Origin of the sequence: Pseudomonas rossensis, assembly GCF_039888995.1 — a bacterium.
GTDB lineage: Bacteria > Pseudomonadota > Gammaproteobacteria > Pseudomonadales > Pseudomonadaceae > Aquipseudomonas > Aquipseudomonas rossensis.
The window spans coordinates 1-20,004 of sequence record NZ_JBBWCB010000042.1; the positions used below are offsets into that span (position 1 = coordinate 1).

A 20,004-nucleotide genomic window follows, 5' to 3' on the forward strand; every position below is an offset into this window, starting at 1 on the left:
CCGCAACTCATCGGCAATCCCGACCGCCACCCGGCTTAACCGTTCAAGCGGTTCGGCGAGGCCCGGTTCCAGGCTGCTGCTGACGTGGCTGAAATGTTCGATGGTCAGCCCGGGCACCCCGCGCGGCGCATTCACCAGCGTCCAGTGCAAGGTGCTGCTTTGCAGGGCCTCGCGGATTTCTTCGGCGGCGTGGCGTTGCAGTCGATCTTCTATCTCCGGATCATCCAGTGCCTCGAAATCTCCGACCAGAAACAACCGGGCAATTCCCGAGGCCTGCATGCCATCAATCAGAGCATCCACCGCCAGCACTTGCTCGACCGGGCCGGGCACGATGGATTTTTCCACGTGCTCGCTGTTCATCGGCAATCCGGGTGCATCCAGCAGACAGATCACCGCCGAACACCCGGCGACGCTCTGCTTGACCCGCTTGGCGTCGAACAAATCACCGGTCTTGGTCCGCAATCCCGGGCGCGGCGCGAGCGCCGTCAAATCATCGAGAATCGCGATCACTTCATGTTGGCGCCGCAGCATTTCAGCCATCAGCGCACTGCCCAGGCTACTCATGGCACCATAAAGCACCACTTTCACCACCGGGGTTTCGGCATTTTTCATGGCCGTGCTCCGTTCTTCCTATCTATATGGCGTGTGACCTTTGGGAAACAACGCCGGTTCGACTCGGTTCAGAGGGTTTCAAATGCAGCGGATCAAGGGCTACCACGCCCATGTCTACTTCGACGCCAGCACCCTTCCTCAGGCGCGAGCCTTGTGTGAGCAGGCGGCGCAACTGTTTCCACTGAAGATGGGGCGCGTCCATGAACGCCCGGTGGGCCCGCACCCGGACTGGAGCTGCCAGTTGGCTTTCGAGCCGCAATACATCGGCGACGTGCTGCCCTGGCTTGCGCTCAACCGCAAGGGTTTGGTGGTGTTCCTGCACCCGGACACCGGCGACGATCTGCTCGACCACACCGAGCATGCCATCTGGATGGGCGCGATTAGGCCACTGGACCTGTCTATTTTTTGATCAGTTTACAACTGTTCCTCGGCTTCGCCGGGCAAATGTTCATCCAGATGCAGCCAAGGCAGTCGGTTGTCAGTCCAGATATGCCTTTCGGCGGGTGCGTGCTCGGGATGATCGAGGGTCGCGATGGTCACGTCGATGCTGTCCGGGCTCAGGTGCGTGACCAGCGCCAGCTGCGCCCCACAGTTTGAGCAGAAATACCGCACGCAGGTTGTTGAAGAGTCGTACTGCGCCGGCGTGCCTTTCACCCATTCAAAGGCTGACGCGGGCACGGTGATCCAGGTGGTCACGATCCCGCCGCTGACCCGTCGGCAAATCGAACAATGACAGTGGGCGATGTCGTGCAAAGGCCCGCTGAATTGATAGCGCAGATGTCCACAATGGCAGCCGCCCGTATGAATTTCGGCCATGTTTTGTCCTCCTGCCCTGTTTTCAGGGACTTCAAACCCGTCCGACGACCGGTTGCACATCTGGTCAATGCTTTCATCCGCGAAAGCTGGGTGAAAGCTTCCCCGATTAGGATCGCCCCCACTACCGGCAACAGACCGGTCGGCCAATGCCAGTGTTTTATCGCTCGCACAGCCCATTTAACAACAACAATGGTGATCCTGATGTCCTCTTCTACCCGCCTCTTCGCTGTCACTCCGCCCATACGCCTCGTGCTTCCCGTTCTGCGCTGACCCACCCGGTTCGCCCATTCCCTAGCCGCGCTATGCCTGGAGTATTCCCATGCTGACTTTCCTTGGCTTTGCCATGGTCATCACGTTCATGTTCCTGATCATGACCAAGCGCCTGTCCGCGCTGATCGCTCTGATCATCATCCCGATCCTGTTCGCGCTGTTCGGTGGTTTTGCGCCGAAGATCGGCCCGATGATGCTCGAAGGCATCACCAAGCTCGCACCGACCGGTGTGATGCTGATGTTCGCCATTTTGTACTTCGCCCTGATGATCGACTCCGGCCTGTTCGACCCGGCCGTGCGCAAGATCCTCAAACTGGTCAAGGGCGACCCGTTGAAAGTTTCGGTCGGCACCGCCGTACTGGCGCTCGTCGTCTCCCTCGATGGGGACGGCGCGACCACTTACATGATCTGCGTGGCCGCTATGCTGCCGCTCTACAGCCGCATCGGCATGAGCCCGCGGATCATGGCCGGCCTGATCATCCTCGCCGGTGGCGTGATGAACATGACGCCTTGGGGCGGCCCGACCGCTCGCGCCGCCAGTGCGCTGCATGTGGACCCGTCCGACATCTTCGTACCCATGATTCCGGCGATGGCTTTCGGGGTGCTGGCAATCCTCATGATTGCCTACTTCTATGGCAAGCGTGAGCGTGCACGTCTGGGTGAGCTGCACCTGGTGGGCGATGAAATCGACCACAGTGAAATCAGCGTTTCGCAATTCCCGGATGCCCGTCGTCCGAAGTTGATCTGGTTCAACGGCGCCCTGACCCTGGGCCTGATGTGCACCCTGGTCGCCGGTCTGTTGCCGCTGCCGGTGCTGTTCATGGTGGCTTTCAGTATCGCGATGATCGTCAACTACCCGTGCCTGCAACAGCAAAAGGATCGCGTCGCGGCCCACGCCGGTAGCGTGCTGGCGGTGGTCGGGTTGATCTTTGCCGCGGGCATCTTCACCGGTATCCTGACGGGCACCGGTATGGTCGACGCGATGTCGAAAAGCCTGCTGGCGGTCATCCCGGATTTTCTCGGCCCGTATCTGGCCGTGATCACTGCGCTGGTAAGCATGCCGTTCACGTTCTTCATGTCGAACGATGCATTTTATTACGGCGTGTTACCGGTACTTGCGGAAGCCGCCAGCCATTACGGTATAACCGCGGTTGAAATGGCACGTGCCTCGATCGTCGGTCAGCCCGTCCACTTGTTGAGCCCGCTGGTACCATCGACCTACTTGTTGGTGGCCCTGGCCGGTATCGACTTCGGTGACCATCAGCGCTTCACCCTGAAATGGGCAGTGCTGGTGTGCATGTGCATACTGGTTGCCGCGTTGCTGATGGGGATTTTTCCGCTGTTCAGCACTCTATAAGCCCAAGACTCACCATGACGGGTCCAGGCTTTGCTGTTTGAAGCCCGGGCCCTTCGTGGTTTAACAATCGCTCAAAGGAATACACATGGAATGGCTGACCAACCCTGAAATCTGGGTTGCCTTCTTCACCCTGACCGCCCTGGAAATCGTCCTGGGTATCGATAACATCATCATGATTTCGATCCTGGTCAGCCGCATGCCCAAACACATGCAACAGCGCACCCGGATTTTCGGCCTGGCACTGGCCATGGTTACGCGGATCCTGTTGCTGCTGTCGATCACTTGGGTCATGCGCCTTACCGCCGACTTGTTCGAAGTGTTCGGCCAAGGTATTTCCGGGCGTGACCTGATCCTGTTCTTCGGTGGTCTGTTCCTGCTGTGGAAGAGTTCGCAAGAGATGTACCACGCACTGGAAGGCGAAGATGAAAGCCATGACGAACCGACTGGCAAGGGGGGCAACTTCCTCTACACCATCATCCAGATTGCGATCATCGACATCGTGTTCTCCCTGGATTCGGTGATTACCGCTGTCGGTATGGTTTCCCATGTCCCAGTCATGGTCGCGGCGATCATCGTTGCCGTTCTGGTGATGATGCTGGCGGCTGGCACCATCAGTGAATTCATCGACAAGCACCCGTCGCTGAAAATGCTGGCACTGTCGTTCCTGTTGCTGGTCGGTACCGTGCTGATTGCCGAGTCCTTCGAAGTGCACTTGCCAAAAGGCTACGTTTACTTCGCCATGGCGTTCTCGCTGGCGGTGGAAGCGATCAACATCAAGATGCGCAGCGCGATGATGAAAAAGAAGAAGCAGCAAGACCCAGTGAAACTGCGCAAGGACGTTCCGGGTCAGTAACCCGAATGCCATGTTATGACAAAGGGGCCTTCGGGTCCCTTTTTCATATCTGCATCAACCTGTTTTCATGACAGTTTTGTTTCAATCGCTTCTTTAGCTGTGCGATGCTGGCGCGCAGACCGTTAGCCAACTACAGCTTAAGTACAGAACGTAGAAGAACGCGCGGCACCGTCAACTTGCCCCTTTGGGGCGCTACCGCCACAGGGGGCCTGCATGCTCACCCTGCTCAATTTGTTATCTGCCGTGGCCTTGTTGATTTGGGGCACGCACATCGTCCGAACCGGCATCCTGCGGGTCTACGGTTCCAACCTGCGCCACGTGATCGGCCGGAACATGTCCAAGCGCTGGCTGGCGTTCATCTCGGGGATCGTCGTGACAGCGATGGTCCAGAGCAGCAACGCCACCGCCATGCTCGTCACCTCCTTTGTCGGTCAGGGCCTGATGGCGCTGACCCCGGCCCTGGCGACGATGCTCGGGGCCGACGTCGGTACCGCGCTGATGGCGCGGGTGCTGACCCTCGACCTGTCATGGCTGTCGCCGCTGCTGATCTTTCTTGGGGTGATTTTCTTCCTGTCGCGCAAACAGACCCGGGTCGGACAGATGGGCCGGGTCAGTATCGGACTGGGGCTGATCATTCTGGCGCTGCAACTGATCGTCGAGGCTGCCGCGCCGATCACCCAGGCCCAAGGCGTGAAGGTGATTTTCGCCTCGCTGACCGGCGACATCCTGCTGGATGCCCTGGTCGGCGCGCTGTTTGCGATGGTTTCCTACTCCAGCCTGGCCGCCGTCCTGCTGACGGCGACCCTGGCCGGTGCCGCAGTGATCAGCCTGCCCGTGGCTATCGGCCTGGTGATCGGCGCCAACATCGGCAGCGGCATCCTCGCCTTCCTCAGCACCAGCATGCAGAACGCCGCTGGTCGTCAGGTGGCGTTGGGCAGCCTGCTCTACAAACTGATCGGCCTGTTACTGATCATTCCGGTGCTCGACCCGTTGGTGCACTGGATCGACAGTCTGGACTTCAGCCCACAGGAAATGGTCATTGGCTTTCACCTGCTCTACAACACCGCGCGCTGCCTGATTTTGCTGCCGAGTGTCGGACCGATGGCCAGGTTCTGTGCGTGGGTGCTGCCGGAGCGCCCGCAAGTCAATGGCACTGCCAAACCGCGGCATCTTGATCCAACAGCGCTGGTCACGCCCAGCCTGGCGCTGGCCAATGCCGCCCGGGAAACCCTGCGCATCGGCGACCTGATCGACAACATGCTCGAGGCCATGCTCGACGTGCTGAACGGCAAGCAAACCGCCATTACCCAGGAAATGCGGCGCCTGACCGATGATGTGGAATCGCTCTACGGCGCCATCAAACTGTATCTGGCACAAATGCCCCGTGAAGACCTCAGCGAGCAGGACAGCCGGCGCTGGGCGGAAATCATCGAGCTGGCGATCAACCTTAAACTCGCCAGCGACCTCATCGAACGCATGCTGCGCAAGGTCCAGCAGCAGAAAACCTCGCAGCGTCGGTCTTTTTCCGAGGTCGGCCTGGAAGAGTTGGCGGGGCTGCACAGTCAGTTGATATCCAACCTGCGCCTGGGGTTGTCGGTGTTCCTCAGTGCCGATAAGGAAAGTGCCCGCCAGTTATTGCGTGAGAAACGTCGCTTTCGCGCACAGGAACGCCGCCTGGCCCATGCTCACGTCAGCCGATTGCAACGTAAGATCGTGCAGAGTATCGAGACCAGTTCGTTGCACCTGGAGTTGATTGCCGACATGAAGCGTCTGAATTCGCTGTTTTGCAGCAGCGCCTACGTGGTGCTGGAAACTGCCGACATCGGCGCCCTGGCGGTCGACGATTTCGCTGACATCACTCATTCACCCTGAACGTCCACAGTTGCCTGAAGTCTGTTGAACTTACGCTAGCCGTATGGAAACTCGTTATGCGTTGTCTGTTGTTCGCCTGTCTGTTGCTTGGCTCATTCCCTTCATTTGCCCTGGATCGCTTTCAGGTCGAGGGTTACACGCTGCCCAACGGCCTGCAATTGTTGCTCAAACCCGGCACCGAGCGCGGGCATGTGGCGATTCGTCTGGTGGTCGGCGTCGGCATCGATGATTTCAGTTGTGCCGACAAAGAGCTGCCGCACCTGCTTGAGCACTTGCTGTTCAGCGGCATCGACGCCACGGGCGAAGGCGGGCTGGAAGAACGCATGCAGGCCCTGGGCGGCGAGTGGAACGCCTACACCAGCAACGCCGACACGACGTTCGTCATCGAAGCCCCGGCGAAAAACCAGCGCAAGGTCCTCGACCTGCTGCTGACACTGCTGACCCAAACCCGAATCGACGACAACGCGATCAACGCCGCCAAACAAGTGGTCGAGCGCGAAGACGGCGGCCATTACTCGCACCTGCAACGCTGGCTGGATCGCCAGGATATTGGCCACACGGCGAGTAATCAGCTGGCGGTGGAACTGGGCCTCAAATGCCCCGAGCGGCCTGAGGTCGATCACCTGACCCGCGAACAGCTGGAAAAGGTACGCAAGGCCTGGTACGCGCCGAACAACATGACCCTGATCGTGGTCGGCGACCTCGATCGGTTGCTGCCGGCCTATCTGGAACGGTCTTATGGTGCGCTTGAAGCGGTCGACCCGACCGAACACCCGCCCCTGCCGGCTATCCAGGCCAGTGCTGACCATGAGCGCACCCTGAGTCACGGTTTTGTTGGCGGCAGTGCCAAGTTGCATTGGCTGGTGCCAGAGCCGGTGCTGGAAGATCAGCACGACGAAACCTTCGACTTGCTCAAGGACTATCTGGACTGGGCGCTCTACCGCCAAATGCGCCTGGCCCATGGCTTGTCCTACGGGCCTTCGGCCGGGCGCGAGGTGTTTGGCGGCGTGGGCTTCATGAGCCTGAACGCGGACCTTGAGCGCGACGACGTGCCCGAGGCCGAACGGGTGCTGGATGATCTGAAGGCCGGGTTGCTCAGGGACGGTCTCAATGCCGACACCTTCAACCGCCTCAAGCAGGCCGCCATCGCCCGCCAGGCCTGGGCCGTGCAAGGCAACAGCGCGTTGGCCGATTATTACTGGAGTGCCCTTGGGGACTACGAGGACGGCCGTTTCGCCAACCCGGCCAAGGAACTGCAAGGGGTGACGCTGGCGGAAGCGAACAAGGCCATGCGTGAATTGCTCATGCAGCCGGGCTACCTGCGGATCGAACAGCCGTTGATCAGTGATGACCAGTTGATGTGGGCGATTGCCGGGGTGCTGGGGCTCATCGTATTGATGCTGCTGAGTTGGCGCTTGCATCGAAGGGCACCGCGAACCGTGTAGCAGCTGCCGAAGGCTGCGTTCGGCTGCGCAGCAGTCGCAAATCCGTTACGTCAGATATACCTGATGTATCGCGTTGAATGGTTTACGACTGCTTCGCAGCCGAACGCAGGCTACGCTAGCTGCTACAAGGGTTTTGTGATCGGACCGTAGCCCCTCGCCACGCCGCCCTCTCGGCGGTTACCCTGTCGGGGATTTTCCCCACGACTATTGCGAACCGCCGAATGCCTACTCTGACCCTATACGTCCAGCGCATCCTGGCACTGATGAAGCGCTACCCAGGGGTCATTGCGCTCGGCGGTTTCATTTCCGGGGTCGGCAGCTTCATTCTGGTGGATCGTCAGCAAGGCCTGGCGACCTGGATCACCATCATCATGGTGCTCAGCTGGATCTGGCTGATGCTGGAAAACAGCCTCACCAAGTTGTTCGCCAGGCTCTTCAAACGCGAAATTCCCCAGCCTTTGCTGCGTTACGCCACGCAGATGATCCACCAGGAAAGCCTGTTCTTCGTCCTGCCGTTCTTTTTCATCACCACCACCTGGAACAGCAGCCAGTTGTTCTTCACCGGGTTACTGTGTGTGGCTGCGCTGATTTCCATCATCGACCCGCTCTACTACAAATGGCTGGCCCCCCGGCGCTGGGCGTTCCTGGCGCTGCATACCCTGACGCTGTTCGCTGCACTGCTGACCGCCCTGCCCGTCATCCTGCACCTGACCACCGCTCAGAGCTTCAAACTGGCCCTGGGCACCGCCGTCGTGCTGTCGTTCCCGAGCCTGGCGTCGATCTTCCCGATTCGTACCGTGCGCAACGCGCTGGCGATTCTCAGTATCACGCTGGGCATCGGCGCGCTCGGTTGGGTGCTGCGATCCTGGGTGCCGCCGGCGACACTGTGGATGACTGACGTGGCGATCAGCACCCAAATGCAGGACCGCACCCCCGGCAAGAGCCTGGAAGAAGTCAGCGCCGAGCAGATTCGCGGAGGTGGGCTGTACGCGTACACCGCGATCAATGCCCCGCGAGGTCTGGCCGAACGGATTTATCACGTCTGGATGTTCAACGGCAAAGAGGTCGACCGCATTCCCCTGGACATCCACGGCGGGCGCAAGGAAGGCTATCGGGCCTGGACCCACAAACAGAATTTCCCCGGCAACCCCGCGGGTAAATGGCAGGTTCGGGTGCTGACCGAAGATGGCCAGGTCATCGGTGTGTTGCGCTTCGTGATAAAGGACAGCAAGCCTGCGACTGCCGCAAAGTAACCCGTTCGTGCTATTACGTAGATCTGCGTAATAGCCGATAAAGCACGGAGCTTATGACCAGCAGCACAATGGCCGGCAGTGCCCGACTGGACACCTCCCACTCCCCTGCTCAGTTGCGGGTCACGGGTGACTGGACGCTTGCCCATTACGCCGATCTCAAGCACCTGAGCGAAAAGCTTCACGGCCAATACGACGACAGCACTCACATCGACCTCAACGGCCTCGGCGCGCTCGACACCGCCGGTGCGTCGCTGCTGGTGGAGTTGCTCGGTTCCGAGCGTTTGGGCCGATCCGCCGAACACCCCGATTGCGAAATCGACGCTATTGCACCTTGGGTCTCGACCCGATGGAGCTGCTGGTGGTGCCGCGCGTGTTGGCCCTACTGGTCGCGCTGCCGATGCTGACCTTTCTGGCGATGCTTTCGGGGATCGTCGGCGGCGGTGTGGTGCGCGGTGTCGCTGGATATCTCGCCGGCGATGTTTCTGTCGCTGCTGCAATCGGACATCGGCGTTCAGCACTTTCTGGTTGGGATCGTCAAAGCGCCGATCTTCGCGTTCCTGATCGCCGCCATCGGCTGTCTTGAGGGCTTCGATCCTGCCCAAGTCCGAGCCGTCCGATGTCTATCGGTTGCCTTCGGACCAGAGCAGCCCGAAGATCGCCGTGATCCCTCAAGGTGATCTGATCAGCAGCTACAAGGCTTCGCGCTGGAGCGACCCGGCACCGGTGTTGCTGCGCAATCGTCTGTTGGATGGTTTCCAGCGTGATGGTCGGGTGCCATTGCTGAGCACCGACGACAGCAATTTCCAGGCGGATCTTGAACTGGGCGGTAGCCTGCAGGCATTCCAGACTGAATACCAAGGAACGCACGCGAGCGTCGTCGTGCGTCTGGATGCGTTGCTGGTGCGCGGTTATGACCAGCGAATCCTCGCCAGCCGACGCTTCGAAGTGCGCCAGCCGTTGAGCGATGCGAAGGTGCCGGCGGTGGTGGCCGGGTTTGGCCAGGCCAGTGACCTGTTAACGGCGCAGGTGGTGGCTTGGGCAGTGGAGCAAGGTCAAAAGCTCGCGCCTGCCGCCAGAAACGCCGCGAATCCCTTGTAGCAGCTGGCGCAGCCTGCGTTCGGCTGCGAAGCAGTCGCAAAACCAGACACCGCGATCCACCTGATAGATGCGGGATAACGGATTGACGACTGCTTCGCAGCCGAACGCAGGCTGCGCCAGCTGCTACAGGTTTTTGGTTAGCCGAAGAACCAGTAACAGACGCCGATCGCGCCGAGAACGCCGGCAAGCTCCGCCAGCAACGCACACCCCACCGCATGCCGCGCCCGCTGGATCCCCACCGCGCCGAAGTACACCGCCAATACATAGAACGTCGTTTCGGTACTGCCCTGAATCGTCGCCGCCACCAGCGCCGGGAAGCTGTCCACGCCAGACGTTTTCATGGTTTCGATCAGCATCGCCCGGGCGGCACTGCCGGAGAACGGCTTGACCATGGCGGTCGGCAGCGCATCGACGAAGCGCGTGTCCCAACCGGCCCATTCCACCAGATGTCGAATCCCGTCCAGTCCAAAGTCCAGCGCTCCGGATGCCCGCAGCACGCCGACGGCACACAGCATGGCCACCAGATACGGCAGCAGGTTCTTGGCCACGTCGAAGCCTTCTTTGGCGCCTTCGACGAACGCTTCGTACACCTTCACTTTACGCAGCGCGCCGATCACCAGAAACAACATGATCAGCCCGAACAGCGTCACGTTGCCGAGGATAGAAGACAAACTCGCCAGAGCGGTCGCCGAGAGCGTCGCCAGCAGCGCCATGAAGCTACCCAGTATCAGGGCGCCGGGAATCAAGTACGCGAGCACCACCGGGTCCCACAGGCGCAGACGCTGCATGAACGCCACCGACAGCAGACCGACCAATGTCGAGCAACTGGTGGCGAGCAGGATCGGCAGGAACACCAGGGTCGGATCGGGCGCACCTTGCTGGGCGCGGTACATGAAGATCGTCACCGGCAGCAGGGTCAGGGAGGAGGCGTTGAGCACCAGGAACAGGATCTGCGCGTTGCTGGCGATGGTGTCGCTGGGGTTGAGCTCTTGCAGCGCCTTCATGGCTTTAAGGCCGATCGGCGTGGCGGCGTTGTCCAGGCCCAGGCCGTTGGCGGCGAAGTTCAGCGTGATCAGGCCGATGGCTGGGTGCCCGGCCGGCACTCCCGGCATCAGACGCAGGAACAACGGGCCCAGCGCTCTGGCCAGCCACTCGACGATCCCTGCCTTCTCGGCAATCCGCAGAAAGCCCAGCCAGAGCGTCAGGGTGCCGAACAACAGGACCATGACTTCGACCGACAACTTGGCCATGGCGAAAATGCTTTCCACCATCGCCGCGAAGATCCCGGCGTTACCGCCGATCAGCCATTGCGCCAGTGCCGAAACGGCAGCCACGATGAAGAAGCTTAGCCACAGGCCATTTAGCATCAGTCAAATCCCCCAAAGAATGCGGCGAATGATAGCGGGGTAGCCAGAAACGACAAACCCCGGATTTCTCCGGGGGTTGTTTGTGCGATATACGCGGACCAGTGTGGGAGCGAGCTTGCTCGCGAATACGGAGTGTCAGTCGACCTATTTGCTGAATGACACACCGCTTTCGCGAGCAAGCCCGCTCCCACAAGGGACCTGCTTAATTGCTGGAAATCTCGCCAGCCGGCAATTTTTCCTTGCTGCGCCAGTGCGGCAAGGAGTTCCAGTAGCGCTGGCCCTTGGCATCGTCGTACATGCCTTCCCAGCGGGAGATGACCAGCACGGCCAAGGCATTGCCGATCACGTTCAGTGCGGTACGGGCCATGTCCATGATGCGGTCGACACCGGCGATGAACGCCAGGCCTTCGAGCGGAATACCCACGCTGCCCAGGGTGGCCAACAGCACCACAAAGGACACACCCGGTACGCCGGCGATGCCTTTGGAGGTGACCATCAGGGTCAGCACCAGCAGCAATTGCTGACTGATCGACAGATCAATGCCGTAGAGCTGGGCAATGAAAATTGCCGCAATGCTCTGGTACAGGGTCGAACCGTCGAGGTTGAACGAGTAGCCGGTCGGTACCACGAAGCTGCAAATGGCTTTCGGCGCGCCGTAGGCTTCCATTTTCTCGATCACGCGTGGCAGCACGGTTTCGGAACTGGCGGTGGAGTAGGCCAGCACCAGCTCATCCTTGAAGATGCGCATCAGCTTGATCACCGAGAAGCCGAACAGGCGAGCGATCAGGCCCAGCACCACGAAGGCGAAGAAGGCGATGGCGACGTAAACCAGGATCACCAGTTTGGCCAGCGGCACCAGAGAGGCGAAGCCAAAGTTGGCCACGGTCACCGCGATCAGTGCGAAAACGCCGATCGGGGCGTAGTTCATGATCATGTGAGTGACTTTGAACATGCTTTCCGACACGCCCTGGAACATCTTCACCAGCGGCTCGCGCAGGTCCGATTGCAGGCTCGACAGACCGAGGCCGAACAATACGGAGAAGAAGATGATCGGCAGCATCTCGCCGCGGGCCATGGCCGCGAAGATGTTCGACGGGATCAGGTTGAGGATGGTTTCGATGAACGCATGTTCATGCTGAACCTCGGCGGCAGTGGCCTGGTACTTGGAAATATCCACGGTACCCAGGGTGCTCATGTCGATGCCGGTGCCCGGATGGAACACGTTGGCCAGCATCAGACCGACCACGATGGCAATGGTGGTGACGATCTCGAAGTAAATGATGGTCTTCAGACCGATACGCCCGAGCTTCTTCGCGTCGCCGACGCCTGCAATACCGACGATCAGCGAAGAGATTACGATCGGGATCACAATCATCTTGATCAGACGGATAAAGATATCGCCTGCTGGTTGCAGGACGTTGCTGATCCACCAGGCTTTTTCGGCACTGAAATGGTTGAGCAGCGCACCGATTGCAATCCCCAATACCAGACCGATGAGGATCTGCCAGGCGAGGCTAAGCTTTGCCTTCTTCATATCTTTACCCTTACTTGCGTTTGACTCAGACAGATGCAAGAACTGGAACGCTTGTGGCGAAAAAGTCTTGTGCATCTACCCCGTATCAGGTGCCCCGGAGCGCTTGTTATCGGCTCTCTGGCAGGCGAAAAAAGGCGCAACTATTCAGATGCAAGGAAGCGACGTCTAATGCCGTAAACGCCTACCCTATGCCGAATCGGCATGAGCTTTTTGATCTGAAACTCGCGTCCCAACCGGTTCGAATACGACATTTCGGCAGGCATAAGTGCCGTGAACCGGCCATCGCAGAGGAGGTTGGTTGTTTTTTGAACAAGGGAGTGTGGGCTAAAACTTGGGAAAAAGCCTACGTTTAAGCGCGAAAATTCACGGTCTTTGAGTCGCAGTTTTCTCGATATACGGTCACTAAAGAAACACCGCGAAATGGTTTTGCGAGGGATTAGCGGAGGTGGGGCGGAGGATGCGAGCAGAACGCTCTAGGACAACACTTTGCGCTGAGGAAGCTCTTCGCAAGTCCGTCGATCCATGAGTGACCGGCGAACTTGCGTCGCAGCTTCTGCCTGACCCGGCCCTTGCGCAGGCACTCCCTGTACCCGTAGGTCACTCCGCCCCTGAAACAGGCAGAACGTCCCGGCCCCTTGATCATGCGTTTACCGTCCTCGGGTAGCGCAGTGGTAAGAAGCCATGCTGCTTCTGTCATGTTACGAATTCAGTACCAGTGTGGATCTTTCTTCAGCTGTTCCATCAACAAGTCCTGCATACCCTGGTCCGGCTTTCCAAGAAAGCGGTATTCGGCATGTCGCTGTTGCCATGGCACTACCGCCCAGAAGCAGGGCGGCTGCCAGTGTCTTTAACAAAACGCTCATATTCACCCTCGACCGCGACGGCCAAAGAAGAAGGAGGCAATGAACATCACCAGGAACACGACAAAGAGAATCTTGGCGATACCCGTGGCGGTGCCCGCGATACCACCGAAGCCCAGTACCGCAGCGATGATGGCAATGATCAAGAATGTGATTGCCCAGCTCAACATGGTGATTCTCCTTACGCTTCTATTTAGAGATGTTGCTTGTGGTGCTTTTCCCGGCGCATCGAACGCGCCAAGTTCATGTGTTTAGAACACCCAACGTACCTGGCGAGGCATCTCATCCGCAGGCTGAGCCTGGTCGACGTCCATCATTCGCATTGGGGGGCTGTCAGCCTGGTTACTGCTGGCCGCACTGAAATGGGTTTGGGTCGGGTGCTGAATCGACAACCGTGGCGCTTCTTGCTGCTGGCTCTGCTCCCAACGCTGAAACTGCTGGCCGCCGATCAAGGTGATTAATAGCGCTAGAACAGCAAACAGACCTTGCTGGAGATGCAGTGGCGAGATACGCAACTGGGCGGCACGTTGGCGACTCATCCTGAAGCTCCTCCCACACGGTGGTGATCTTGGTTGGGGCGACGTCTAAATGCCCTGGTTACTCAGACCATTGCAGCCTGCATGCCAGCTTTTCATGATAATAAAAATCAATAAAATCAATTAGTTATGAATGATGTCGAATTCGGATCGGACGCATCCTGCACGATGGTCCTTTTGAAGTCGTGCGGAATGCACGATGGACTCGTAGGAACTTTCAATATTTTTGAATTGCGAGGAGGGCGTGGATGTCACAAGGGGACACCGGCAATCGCCTGCGAACCGGCTATCTGATAAAAAAACAACAAAATCAGGCGATTAGCCGTAGGGTGAGGAGAGAGCTACGCTGCTGTGGCTGGAATCGACCAGAATCAACCATGCAACTTGCCCGATTATTCCGGGACTAACCAAGATAATTCATTAAGGAGCGTAGGAAAATGGAATCAGCCAGTCAGCATCAAGGCCGCATTCTGCTGGTGGACGATGAGTCCGCCATCCTGCGTACTTTCCGCTATTGCCTCGAAGATGAAGGCTACAGTGTCGCTACCGCCAACAGTGCCGCTCAGGCTGATGCACTGCTTCAGCGCCAAGTCTTCGACCTGTGCTTCCTGGACCTGCGTCTGGGTGAAGACAATGGCCTCGATGTGCTGGCCCAAATGCGCATTCAGGCGCCGTGGATGAGGGTGGTGATCGTCACCGCTCATTCGGCCGTGGACACGGCGGTCGATGCCATTCAGGCCGGGGCCGCCGACTATTTGGTCAAGCCTTGCAGCCCCGACCAATTGCGCCTGGCCACCGCCAAGCAGCTGGAAGTGCGGCAACTGTCGGCACGTCTGGAAGCCCTTGAAGGCGAAGTGCGCAAACCCAAGGATGGCCTGGACTCTCACAGCCCGGCGATGAAAGTCGTGCTCGAAACCGCCCGCCAGGTGGCCAACACCGATGCCAATATTTTGATTCTCGGCGAGTCCGGTACCGGTAAAGGCGAACTGTCCCAAGCCATTCACGGCTGGAGCAAGCGCGCGAAGAAATCCTGCATCACGATCAACTGCCCGTCCCTGACCGCCGAACTGATGGAAAGCGAGCTCTTCGGCCACAGCCGTGGCGCGTTCACCGGGGCCAGCGAAAGTACGCTGGGTCGTGTCAATCAGGCCGACGGTGGGACGCTGTTTCTTGACGAGATCGGCGATTTTCCGTTGGTTTTGCAACCAAAACTACTGCGTTTCATCCAGGATAAAGAATACGAACGGGTGGGCGACCCGGTCACCCGCCGCGCCGATGTGCGCATCCTCGCGGCCACTAACCAGAACCTCGAAGACATGGTCCGCGATGGCCGTTTCCGCGAAGACCTGCTCTACCGCCTGAACGTCATCACCTTGCACCTGCCACCACTGCGCGAACGCAGGGAAGATATTCTGAACCTGGCCGATCGTTTTCTGGCCCGTTTCGTCAAGGAATACGCGCGTCCGGCTCGGGGCTTCAGCGACGAAGCCCGTGAAGCGCTGCTCGGCTACCGCTGGCCGGGGAACATTCGCGAACTGCGCAACGTTGTGGAGCGGGCAAGCATCATTTGTCCCCAGGAGCGGGTGGAGATCAGTCACTTGGGCATGGCTGAAACCCCGGTCAACAACGCTCCTCGCATCGGCGCTGCGCTGAGTCTGGATGAATTGGAAAAAGCCCACATCGGAGCGGTACTCGCCACTGCAGATACGCTGGACCAGGCCGCCAAGACCCTGGGTATCGACGCCTCGACGTTGTACCGAAAACGCAAGCAGTACAACTTGTGAGCTGTCTCCGATGAGACTGGCGATGAAGTTGCGCACACGGCTGTTTCTGAGTATTTCAGCACTGATCACCGTTGCGCTGCTTGGGCTGTTGCTCGGGCTGGTCAGCGTGATGCAGATGGCGAGTTCCCAGGAAGCGCTGATTCGCAATAATTTCGTCACGCTCGACCTGGGACTGAAATTGCGTCAGACCTTGGGCGATCAGCTGATGATCATGCTCAGCGAGAAGCCGGATCCTGCAGCGTTCGAGGCGTCCAAGCAGCATTACTTTCAGTTGCTTGATGACGGCATTGTCCATGCCCAGGCTGGCGATGAGCGCCAGCACGGTTTCGAACAGGCCAAGGCTGACTACCTGAGCTTTCTACAGGCATACGACCTGTCACGTGACTCGATGCAGGTGTTGAGTGGCAACAAAGAACTCACCGACAAATTCAATGCGCTGCGCAATGGTTTGATCGTCGAGCAACAGCGTGCGCTGGATAACATCAATGCCACCGAGCGCCAGGCTCGGGAGAGGGCGCTGCTGGTTGCCGGCCTGCTCGGGTTGGTGGGGTTGGCGGTGCTGATCATCGGTTTCGTCACTGCCCACGCTATTGCTCAACGTTTTGGTGCACCGATCGAGGCCCTGGTCCAGGCGGCGGACAACATCGGCAAAGGCAATTTCGAAGTGACGCTGCCGATTTCCTCGGGCGTGGAAATGAACCAGCTGACCAAGCGCTTCGGGATCATGGCCGAGGCCCTGCGCGAGCATCAGGCCACCAATGTCGATGAGCTGCTCGCAGGCCAGCAGCGTTTGCAGGCCGTGCTCGACAGCATCGACGATGGGTTGCTGATGATCGACCGCGAGGGACATCTGGAACACCTCAACCCAGTGGCGCAGCGTCAGTTGGGTTGGGACACCGATCGTGTCGGTCAAGGTCTGGGTACGGCGCTTGAGCGTCCCGAGCTCGATGAACAGCTGCAACTGGTGCTGCGCGGCGGCACCCTGGAGCGGGCGCCGGAGGACTTGAGTATCGAAGTCGACGGTGAATCGCGGTTGCTGACCTTTAGCCTGACGCCGGTCAGCCATACACAGGGCCATATTCTTGGCGCCGTGATGGTGCTGCATGACGTCACCGAACAGCGTGCATTTGAACGTGTGCGCAGTGAGTTCGTGCTGCGCGCCTCCCATGAATTGCGAACCCCGGTCACCGGGATGCACATGGCGTTCGGCCTGTTCCGCGAGCGCGCGCACTTTGCCAAGGACTCGCGTGAAGCTGATCTGCTGGACACCGTGAATGAAGAGATGCAGCGCTTGATGCAGTTGATCAACGACCTGCTGAACTTCTCCCGCTACCAGAACGGATTGCAGAAACTCACGTTGGCGCCGTGCTCCATCGAGGATTTGCTGGAGCAGGCCCGGGCACGTTTTGCCGGCCCTGCAGAAGAGCAGGGCATCGACCTGCTAGTGGAAGTGCAAGGGCCATTACCGCGATTGCAGGCCGATCAGCCGCAGCTCGACCGGGTGCTCGATAACCTGATCGACAACGCGTTGCGCCACACCGCTTCCGGCGGGCAAATACGTTTGCAGGCTCGACGCCATGGGGAGCGAGTGATTATCAGCGTCGAGGACAACGGCGAAGGCATTGCCTATGGTCAGCAGGGGCGGATTTTCGAACCCTTTGTACAGGTGGGTCGCAAGAAGGGCGGTGCCGGACTCGGTCTGGCACTGTGTAAGGAAATCGTGCAGTTGCACGGCGGTCGGATGGGTGTTTATTCGCGGCCAGGGCAGGGTACCCAGTTCTATATGGCGCTGTCGGTATAAGCCGCAGCCTCTTCAGGCTTCGTCATCGAGACGTCGGGCAGCCAATCGGCGACCACGGGTAATCAGCTCGATGAACTGCACCGCACTCAACGCATGGGCGAATAGCCAACCCTGACCGAACTTCACGCCTTCACTGCTCAGAAGCGCCGCCTGGGATTCAAGTTCGATGCCCTCGGCAATCACCTTGAGTTGCAGGGCCTGGGCCATGTGAATGATGTGCGGGGCGACACCGCTACTTGCAGCGTCATGACCCAGCGCATCGATAAACGCCTTGTCGATTTTCAGGCAATCGACTGGCAGGGTTTGCAGATAGGCGAGGCTGCAATAGCCGGTGCCAAAGTCATCAATCAACACTTGATGCCCGACATCCCGCAAGGCTTGCAGGTTTTCCCGGGCTACCACGACATCGATCAATCCCCGCTCGGTGACCTCAAAGGCAATTTGCTTTGCCGCGACGCGGTGCAAGGTCAGCAGTCGCGCCATTACCTGACCGATACGCGGCACCATGACGTCGCAGGCCGCCAGGTTGACCGATATGTACAGTTGCGGATTGGCCCGCAACAATTGACCCAGCTGTTCAAGCAGGCGTTGCAGGACGAAGTCGGTCATCTGGCGGATCTGGCCGGTGTTCTCCGCCATCGGAATAAACAGGTCGGGGCTGGTCAAGGTGCCGTCCGGCCTTCGCCAGCGCAGCAAGGCTTCTGCCCCGACACAGTTGCGGCTGTCGAGGTCGAAGATCGGTTGATACAGCACCTGCAATTCGCCTCGTCGTATGGCGCCACTCAGTTCGGCGTCCAGCGACTGTCTCTGGCGCACCAGCAGAAGCACCAGAAAACCCACGCATAAGGCGAGTGCCAGGCTGGCCGGCAGCAACCACCACCAGACTACGGGTACATTAATGCCGGTGCGTGGGCTGATCAGCACCAATTGGTATTCCGGATTGTTGGTGGGCATGCGGTAAATCAAGCGGGAATGCGTCACTTGTAGCGCGTCGAGGCTTTTCGGGGGCCAGGGTTCGGTGGGTGGCCAGACCTGCGAGACACCCAGTACCGGAATCGCGCGTGTACCGCGATCGAGCACCACCAGCAGGCTGCTTCCCGGTGGCAGGTCGACCATGTCGGTCAAATGCCCGCGAGATGTCGCGACACGAAAATTGCCGCGCCCGAGCATCAGCGCGGCGCGGTTTTCATCGGGTTCGGTGGTGGTGTTCAGCCAGTAGCTGTAGGTCGGCCCCTTGATGTCTGGCGACCTTATCATCGACAGCCCTTCCTGGCGGGGGCGGTTGGAACAGATCCGCGTGGCGTCCATATAAGCGGCTTCGTAAACGAAACGATAATTGAAGCTGACCTGTTGCAAGGTCGCGATCATTTCGTCATCGCAGCCGCGTAACGGCTGGGCTTCCAGGTCGTCGAGGCTTTCCCGCAACTGCCCGAACAGCTGCTCCAGACGAGCAAGGAAGCGCTCGCCCTGGGCATTCATTTCTTCGCTTTCGCTCTGCTCGACTTGATGCATGGCCACGTACAGGCTGCCGGCCATCAGGAGTGTCGCGCTCAAGGCAGCAGCCAGTATCGCCAAAAACCAAGGGCGAAAGAACCAACTACGTAGCGTCTCTCGAGCAGCAGGCATAGGGAATATCCGAAGAATTACCAATGAGTTATAGCTGCTGATTGGAAAAAAAGCCCTGACCGTCGGGCGGCCGTCGTTATTTTGTCTGGTTCAAGACTTGTAGAAGTGCCGCGGTTTGCGCATCCGGTGTGCCATCGAAACGTGACGGTCGGAAATGCATCTGGAAGGCCGCAATCACATGACGTGTCGCAACATCCAGTTCGCCGGTTTGCGGCGTGGGATAACCCGCGCGGGCCAGCTGTGCCTGAAACCAGCTGATGGTTGGCAGTTGTACTTCGAACTGTGCCTGCTGGCGCGTTACCGCCTGCTCATTCGGCCAGATTCCCAGGCCTTCGGCAGCCAGACGCTTCCAGGGGAACAGCGGCCCTGGATCAAGCTTGCGCAGCGGCGCGATGTCGCTGTGGCCGATGATGCTGCGGGGATTGATGGCGTAACGCTTGCTGATGTCCTTGAGCAGGACGATCAGGGACTGGACCTGATCTTCGCTGTAGGGGTACCAAAGGCGCCCGGCAGGGGTGTCTATAAAACCCGGATTGACGATTTCGATACCGATGGAGCTGGAGTTCAACCAGGTCCGGCCTTGCCATTCGCTTTCCCCGGCGTGCCAGGCTCGGAGGTTTTCATCCATCAGCTTGTAGATGGTGGCGCCCTTGTCGTCGCCAATCAGATAGTGGCTGCTGACCTCGCCGTGGGTCAGCAGTTGCAGCGACCGCTCCAGTGACGCGGAGGTGTAGTGCACCACCACGAACTGAATGCGGCTGTCGTAATTGGCTGAAGGGTGACGGGTGTCGAACCGGGGGCCGCTGGCACAACCGGCCAACAGAATCAGCGACACGATGAGAGATAGATATTTCATGGCAGAAGGCAATACACGCAAGACAGTAATGCAACAGTGTAACGTACTGCCTGGCGGGCAGACG

The 20,004-nt window shown here is 59.2% G+C and carries 17 protein-coding genes and 2 pseudogenes; 10 read left to right on the plus strand and 9 right to left on the minus strand.

What is annotated here, in order from left to right; genetic code table 11:
• Nucleotides 1-612: NAD(P)-dependent oxidoreductase (locus tag WLY71_RS13460; protein ID WP_347803933.1), on the minus strand; the 612-nt coding region annotated here is incomplete at its 3' end.
• 82 nt (nt 613-694) lie between these two features.
• On the opposite strand from WLY71_RS13460, the gene WLY71_RS13465 reads away from it, so the two are divergent.
• Nucleotides 695-1,021, plus strand: a complete 327-nt coding sequence (locus WLY71_RS13465) for a DOPA 4,5-dioxygenase family protein (RefSeq protein WP_347803934.1) — start codon at nt 695-697, stop codon at nt 1,019-1,021.
• A gap of 5 nt (nt 1,022-1,026) precedes the next feature.
• Here the strand turns inward: WLY71_RS13465 and WLY71_RS13470 are convergent, their stop codons facing one another.
• On the minus strand, nt 1,027-1,428 hold the full coding sequence (locus WLY71_RS13470; protein WP_347803935.1) for a GFA family protein: 402 nt from the start codon (nt 1,426-1,428) through the stop codon (nt 1,027-1,029).
• A 319-nt stretch (nt 1,429-1,747) separates the two neighbouring features.
• On the opposite strand from WLY71_RS13470, the gene WLY71_RS13475 reads away from it, so the two are divergent.
• The 7 genes and pseudogenes from WLY71_RS13475 (at nt 1,748) to WLY71_RS13510 (ending at nt 9,576) form a co-directional block, all read left to right on the plus strand.
• Entirely contained in the window at nt 1,748-3,055 is a 1,308-nt protein-coding gene (locus tag WLY71_RS13475) for a CitMHS family transporter (RefSeq protein WP_347803936.1), read from the plus strand.
• Between the two features lie 85 nt (nt 3,056-3,140).
• Nucleotides 3,141-3,908, plus strand: a complete 768-nt coding sequence (locus WLY71_RS13480; protein WP_347803937.1) for a TerC family protein — start codon at nt 3,141-3,143, stop codon at nt 3,906-3,908.
• A 213-nt stretch (nt 3,909-4,121) separates the two neighbouring features.
• Nucleotides 4,122-5,780, plus strand: a complete 1,659-nt coding sequence (locus WLY71_RS13485) for a Na/Pi cotransporter family protein (RefSeq protein WP_347803938.1) — start codon at nt 4,122-4,124, stop codon at nt 5,778-5,780.
• A 56-nt stretch (nt 5,781-5,836) separates the two neighbouring features.
• Nucleotides 5,837-7,225: a M16 family metallopeptidase gene (locus WLY71_RS13490; RefSeq protein WP_347803939.1), complete on the plus strand. Its 1,389-nt coding sequence runs from the start codon at nt 5,837-5,839 to the stop codon at nt 7,223-7,225.
• A gap of 221 nt (nt 7,226-7,446) precedes the next feature.
• Nucleotides 7,447-8,478 (plus strand): DUF5924 family protein, encoded by a 1,032-nt coding sequence (locus tag WLY71_RS13495; protein ID WP_347803940.1) that lies wholly within the window; start codon nt 7,447-7,449, stop codon nt 8,476-8,478.
• A 53-nt stretch (nt 8,479-8,531) separates the two neighbouring features.
• A pseudogene (locus WLY71_RS13500) lies at nt 8,532-9,068 on the plus strand (ABC transporter permease); the annotation flags it as partial.
• A gap of 1 nt (nt 9,069) precedes the next feature.
• The gene (locus WLY71_RS13510) at nt 9,070-9,576 is read left to right on the plus strand and encodes an ABC-type transport auxiliary lipoprotein family protein (RefSeq protein WP_425589924.1); all 507 of its coding nucleotides are present in this window, start codon (nt 9,070-9,072) and stop codon (nt 9,574-9,576) included.
• 137 nt (nt 9,577-9,713) lie between these two features.
• On the opposite strand, the gene WLY71_RS13515 is transcribed toward WLY71_RS13510, so the two are convergent.
• The 5 genes and pseudogenes from WLY71_RS13515 to WLY71_RS13535 all read right to left on the minus strand — a co-directional run bounded on the left by WLY71_RS13515 (nt 9,714) and on the right by WLY71_RS13535 (nt 13,876).
• Nucleotides 9,714-10,943 (minus strand): nucleoside recognition domain-containing protein, encoded by a 1,230-nt coding sequence (locus WLY71_RS13515; protein WP_347803943.1) that lies wholly within the window; start codon nt 10,941-10,943, stop codon nt 9,714-9,716.
• A 202-nt stretch (nt 10,944-11,145) separates the two neighbouring features.
• Nucleotides 11,146-12,477, minus strand: coding sequence for a glutamate/aspartate:proton symporter GltP (gltP, locus tag WLY71_RS13520; protein ID WP_347803944.1), 1,332 nt, complete (start codon nt 12,475-12,477; stop codon nt 11,146-11,148).
• 706 nt (nt 12,478-13,183) lie between these two features.
• Nucleotides 13,184-13,276 (minus strand): annotated as a pseudogene (locus tag WLY71_RS13525) (inhibitor of vertebrate lysozyme family protein); the annotation flags it as partial.
• Nucleotides 13,277-13,342: 66 nt separating this feature from the next.
• The gene (locus tag WLY71_RS13530) at nt 13,343-13,507 is read right to left on the minus strand and encodes a DUF1328 domain-containing protein (RefSeq protein WP_003177151.1); all 165 of its coding nucleotides are present in this window, start codon (nt 13,505-13,507) and stop codon (nt 13,343-13,345) included.
• Between the two features lie 81 nt (nt 13,508-13,588).
• On the minus strand, nt 13,589-13,876 hold the full coding sequence (locus WLY71_RS13535) for a hypothetical protein (RefSeq protein WP_347803945.1): 288 nt from the start codon (nt 13,874-13,876) through the stop codon (nt 13,589-13,591).
• Nucleotides 13,877-14,310: 434 nt separating this feature from the next.
• On the opposite strand from WLY71_RS13535, the gene algB reads away from it, so the two are divergent.
• Nucleotides 14,311-15,657 (plus strand): sigma-54-dependent response regulator transcription factor AlgB, encoded by a 1,347-nt coding sequence (gene algB, locus WLY71_RS13540; RefSeq protein ID WP_347803946.1) that lies wholly within the window; start codon nt 14,311-14,313, stop codon nt 15,655-15,657.
• A gap of 10 nt (nt 15,658-15,667) precedes the next feature.
• Nucleotides 15,668-17,458: an ATP-binding protein gene (locus WLY71_RS13545; protein WP_347803947.1), complete on the plus strand. Its 1,791-nt coding sequence runs from the start codon at nt 15,668-15,670 to the stop codon at nt 17,456-17,458.
• Nucleotides 17,459-17,470: 12 nt separating this feature from the next.
• Here the strand turns inward: WLY71_RS13545 and WLY71_RS13550 are convergent, their stop codons facing one another.
• On the minus strand, nt 17,471-19,084 hold the full coding sequence (locus tag WLY71_RS13550) for an EAL domain-containing protein (protein ID WP_347803948.1): 1,614 nt from the start codon (nt 19,082-19,084) through the stop codon (nt 17,471-17,473).
• A 76-nt stretch (nt 19,085-19,160) separates the two neighbouring features.
• The gene (locus WLY71_RS13555; protein ID WP_347803949.1) at nt 19,161-19,940 is read right to left on the minus strand and encodes an N-acetylmuramoyl-L-alanine amidase; all 780 of its coding nucleotides are present in this window, start codon (nt 19,938-19,940) and stop codon (nt 19,161-19,163) included.
• Between the last annotated feature and the right edge of the window lie 64 nt (nt 19,941-20,004).

Excerpts from the sequence above, each read along its gene's own strand:
- WLY71_RS13465 (WP_347803934.1), top strand. The coding sequence starts at position 695 with ATGCAGCGGATCAAGGGCTACCACGCCCATGTCTACTTCGACGCCAGC.
- WLY71_RS13470 (WP_347803935.1), bottom strand. The coding sequence starts at position 1,428 with ATGGCCGAAATTCATACGGGCGGCTGCCATTGTGGACATCTGCGCTAT.
- WLY71_RS13475 (WP_347803936.1), top strand. The coding sequence starts at position 1,748 with ATGCTGACTTTCCTTGGCTTTGCCATGGTCATCACGTTCATGTTCCTG.
- WLY71_RS13480 (WP_347803937.1), top strand. The coding sequence starts at position 3,141 with ATGGAATGGCTGACCAACCCTGAAATCTGGGTTGCCTTCTTCACCCTG.
- WLY71_RS13485 (WP_347803938.1), top strand. The coding sequence starts at position 4,122 with ATGCTCACCCTGCTCAATTTGTTATCTGCCGTGGCCTTGTTGATTTGG.
- WLY71_RS13490 (WP_347803939.1), top strand. The coding sequence starts at position 5,837 with ATGCGTTGTCTGTTGTTCGCCTGTCTGTTGCTTGGCTCATTCCCTTCA.
- WLY71_RS13495 (WP_347803940.1), top strand. The coding sequence starts at position 7,447 with ATGCCTACTCTGACCCTATACGTCCAGCGCATCCTGGCACTGATGAAG.
- WLY71_RS13515 (WP_347803943.1), bottom strand. The coding sequence starts at position 10,943 with ATGCTAAATGGCCTGTGGCTAAGCTTCTTCATCGTGGCTGCCGTTTCG.
- gltP (WP_347803944.1), bottom strand. The coding sequence starts at position 12,477 with ATGAAGAAGGCAAAGCTTAGCCTCGCCTGGCAGATCCTCATCGGTCTG.
- WLY71_RS13530 (WP_003177151.1), bottom strand. The coding sequence starts at position 13,507 with ATGTTGAGCTGGGCAATCACATTCTTGATCATTGCCATCATCGCTGCG.
- WLY71_RS13535 (WP_347803945.1), bottom strand. The coding sequence starts at position 13,876 with ATGAGTCGCCAACGTGCCGCCCAGTTGCGTATCTCGCCACTGCATCTC.
- algB (WP_347803946.1), top strand. The coding sequence starts at position 14,311 with ATGGAATCAGCCAGTCAGCATCAAGGCCGCATTCTGCTGGTGGACGAT.
- WLY71_RS13545 (WP_347803947.1), top strand. The coding sequence starts at position 15,668 with ATGAGACTGGCGATGAAGTTGCGCACACGGCTGTTTCTGAGTATTTCA.
- WLY71_RS13550 (WP_347803948.1), bottom strand. The coding sequence starts at position 19,084 with ATGCCTGCTGCTCGAGAGACGCTACGTAGTTGGTTCTTTCGCCCTTGG.
- WLY71_RS13555 (WP_347803949.1), bottom strand. The coding sequence starts at position 19,940 with ATGAAATATCTATCTCTCATCGTGTCGCTGATTCTGTTGGCCGGTTGT.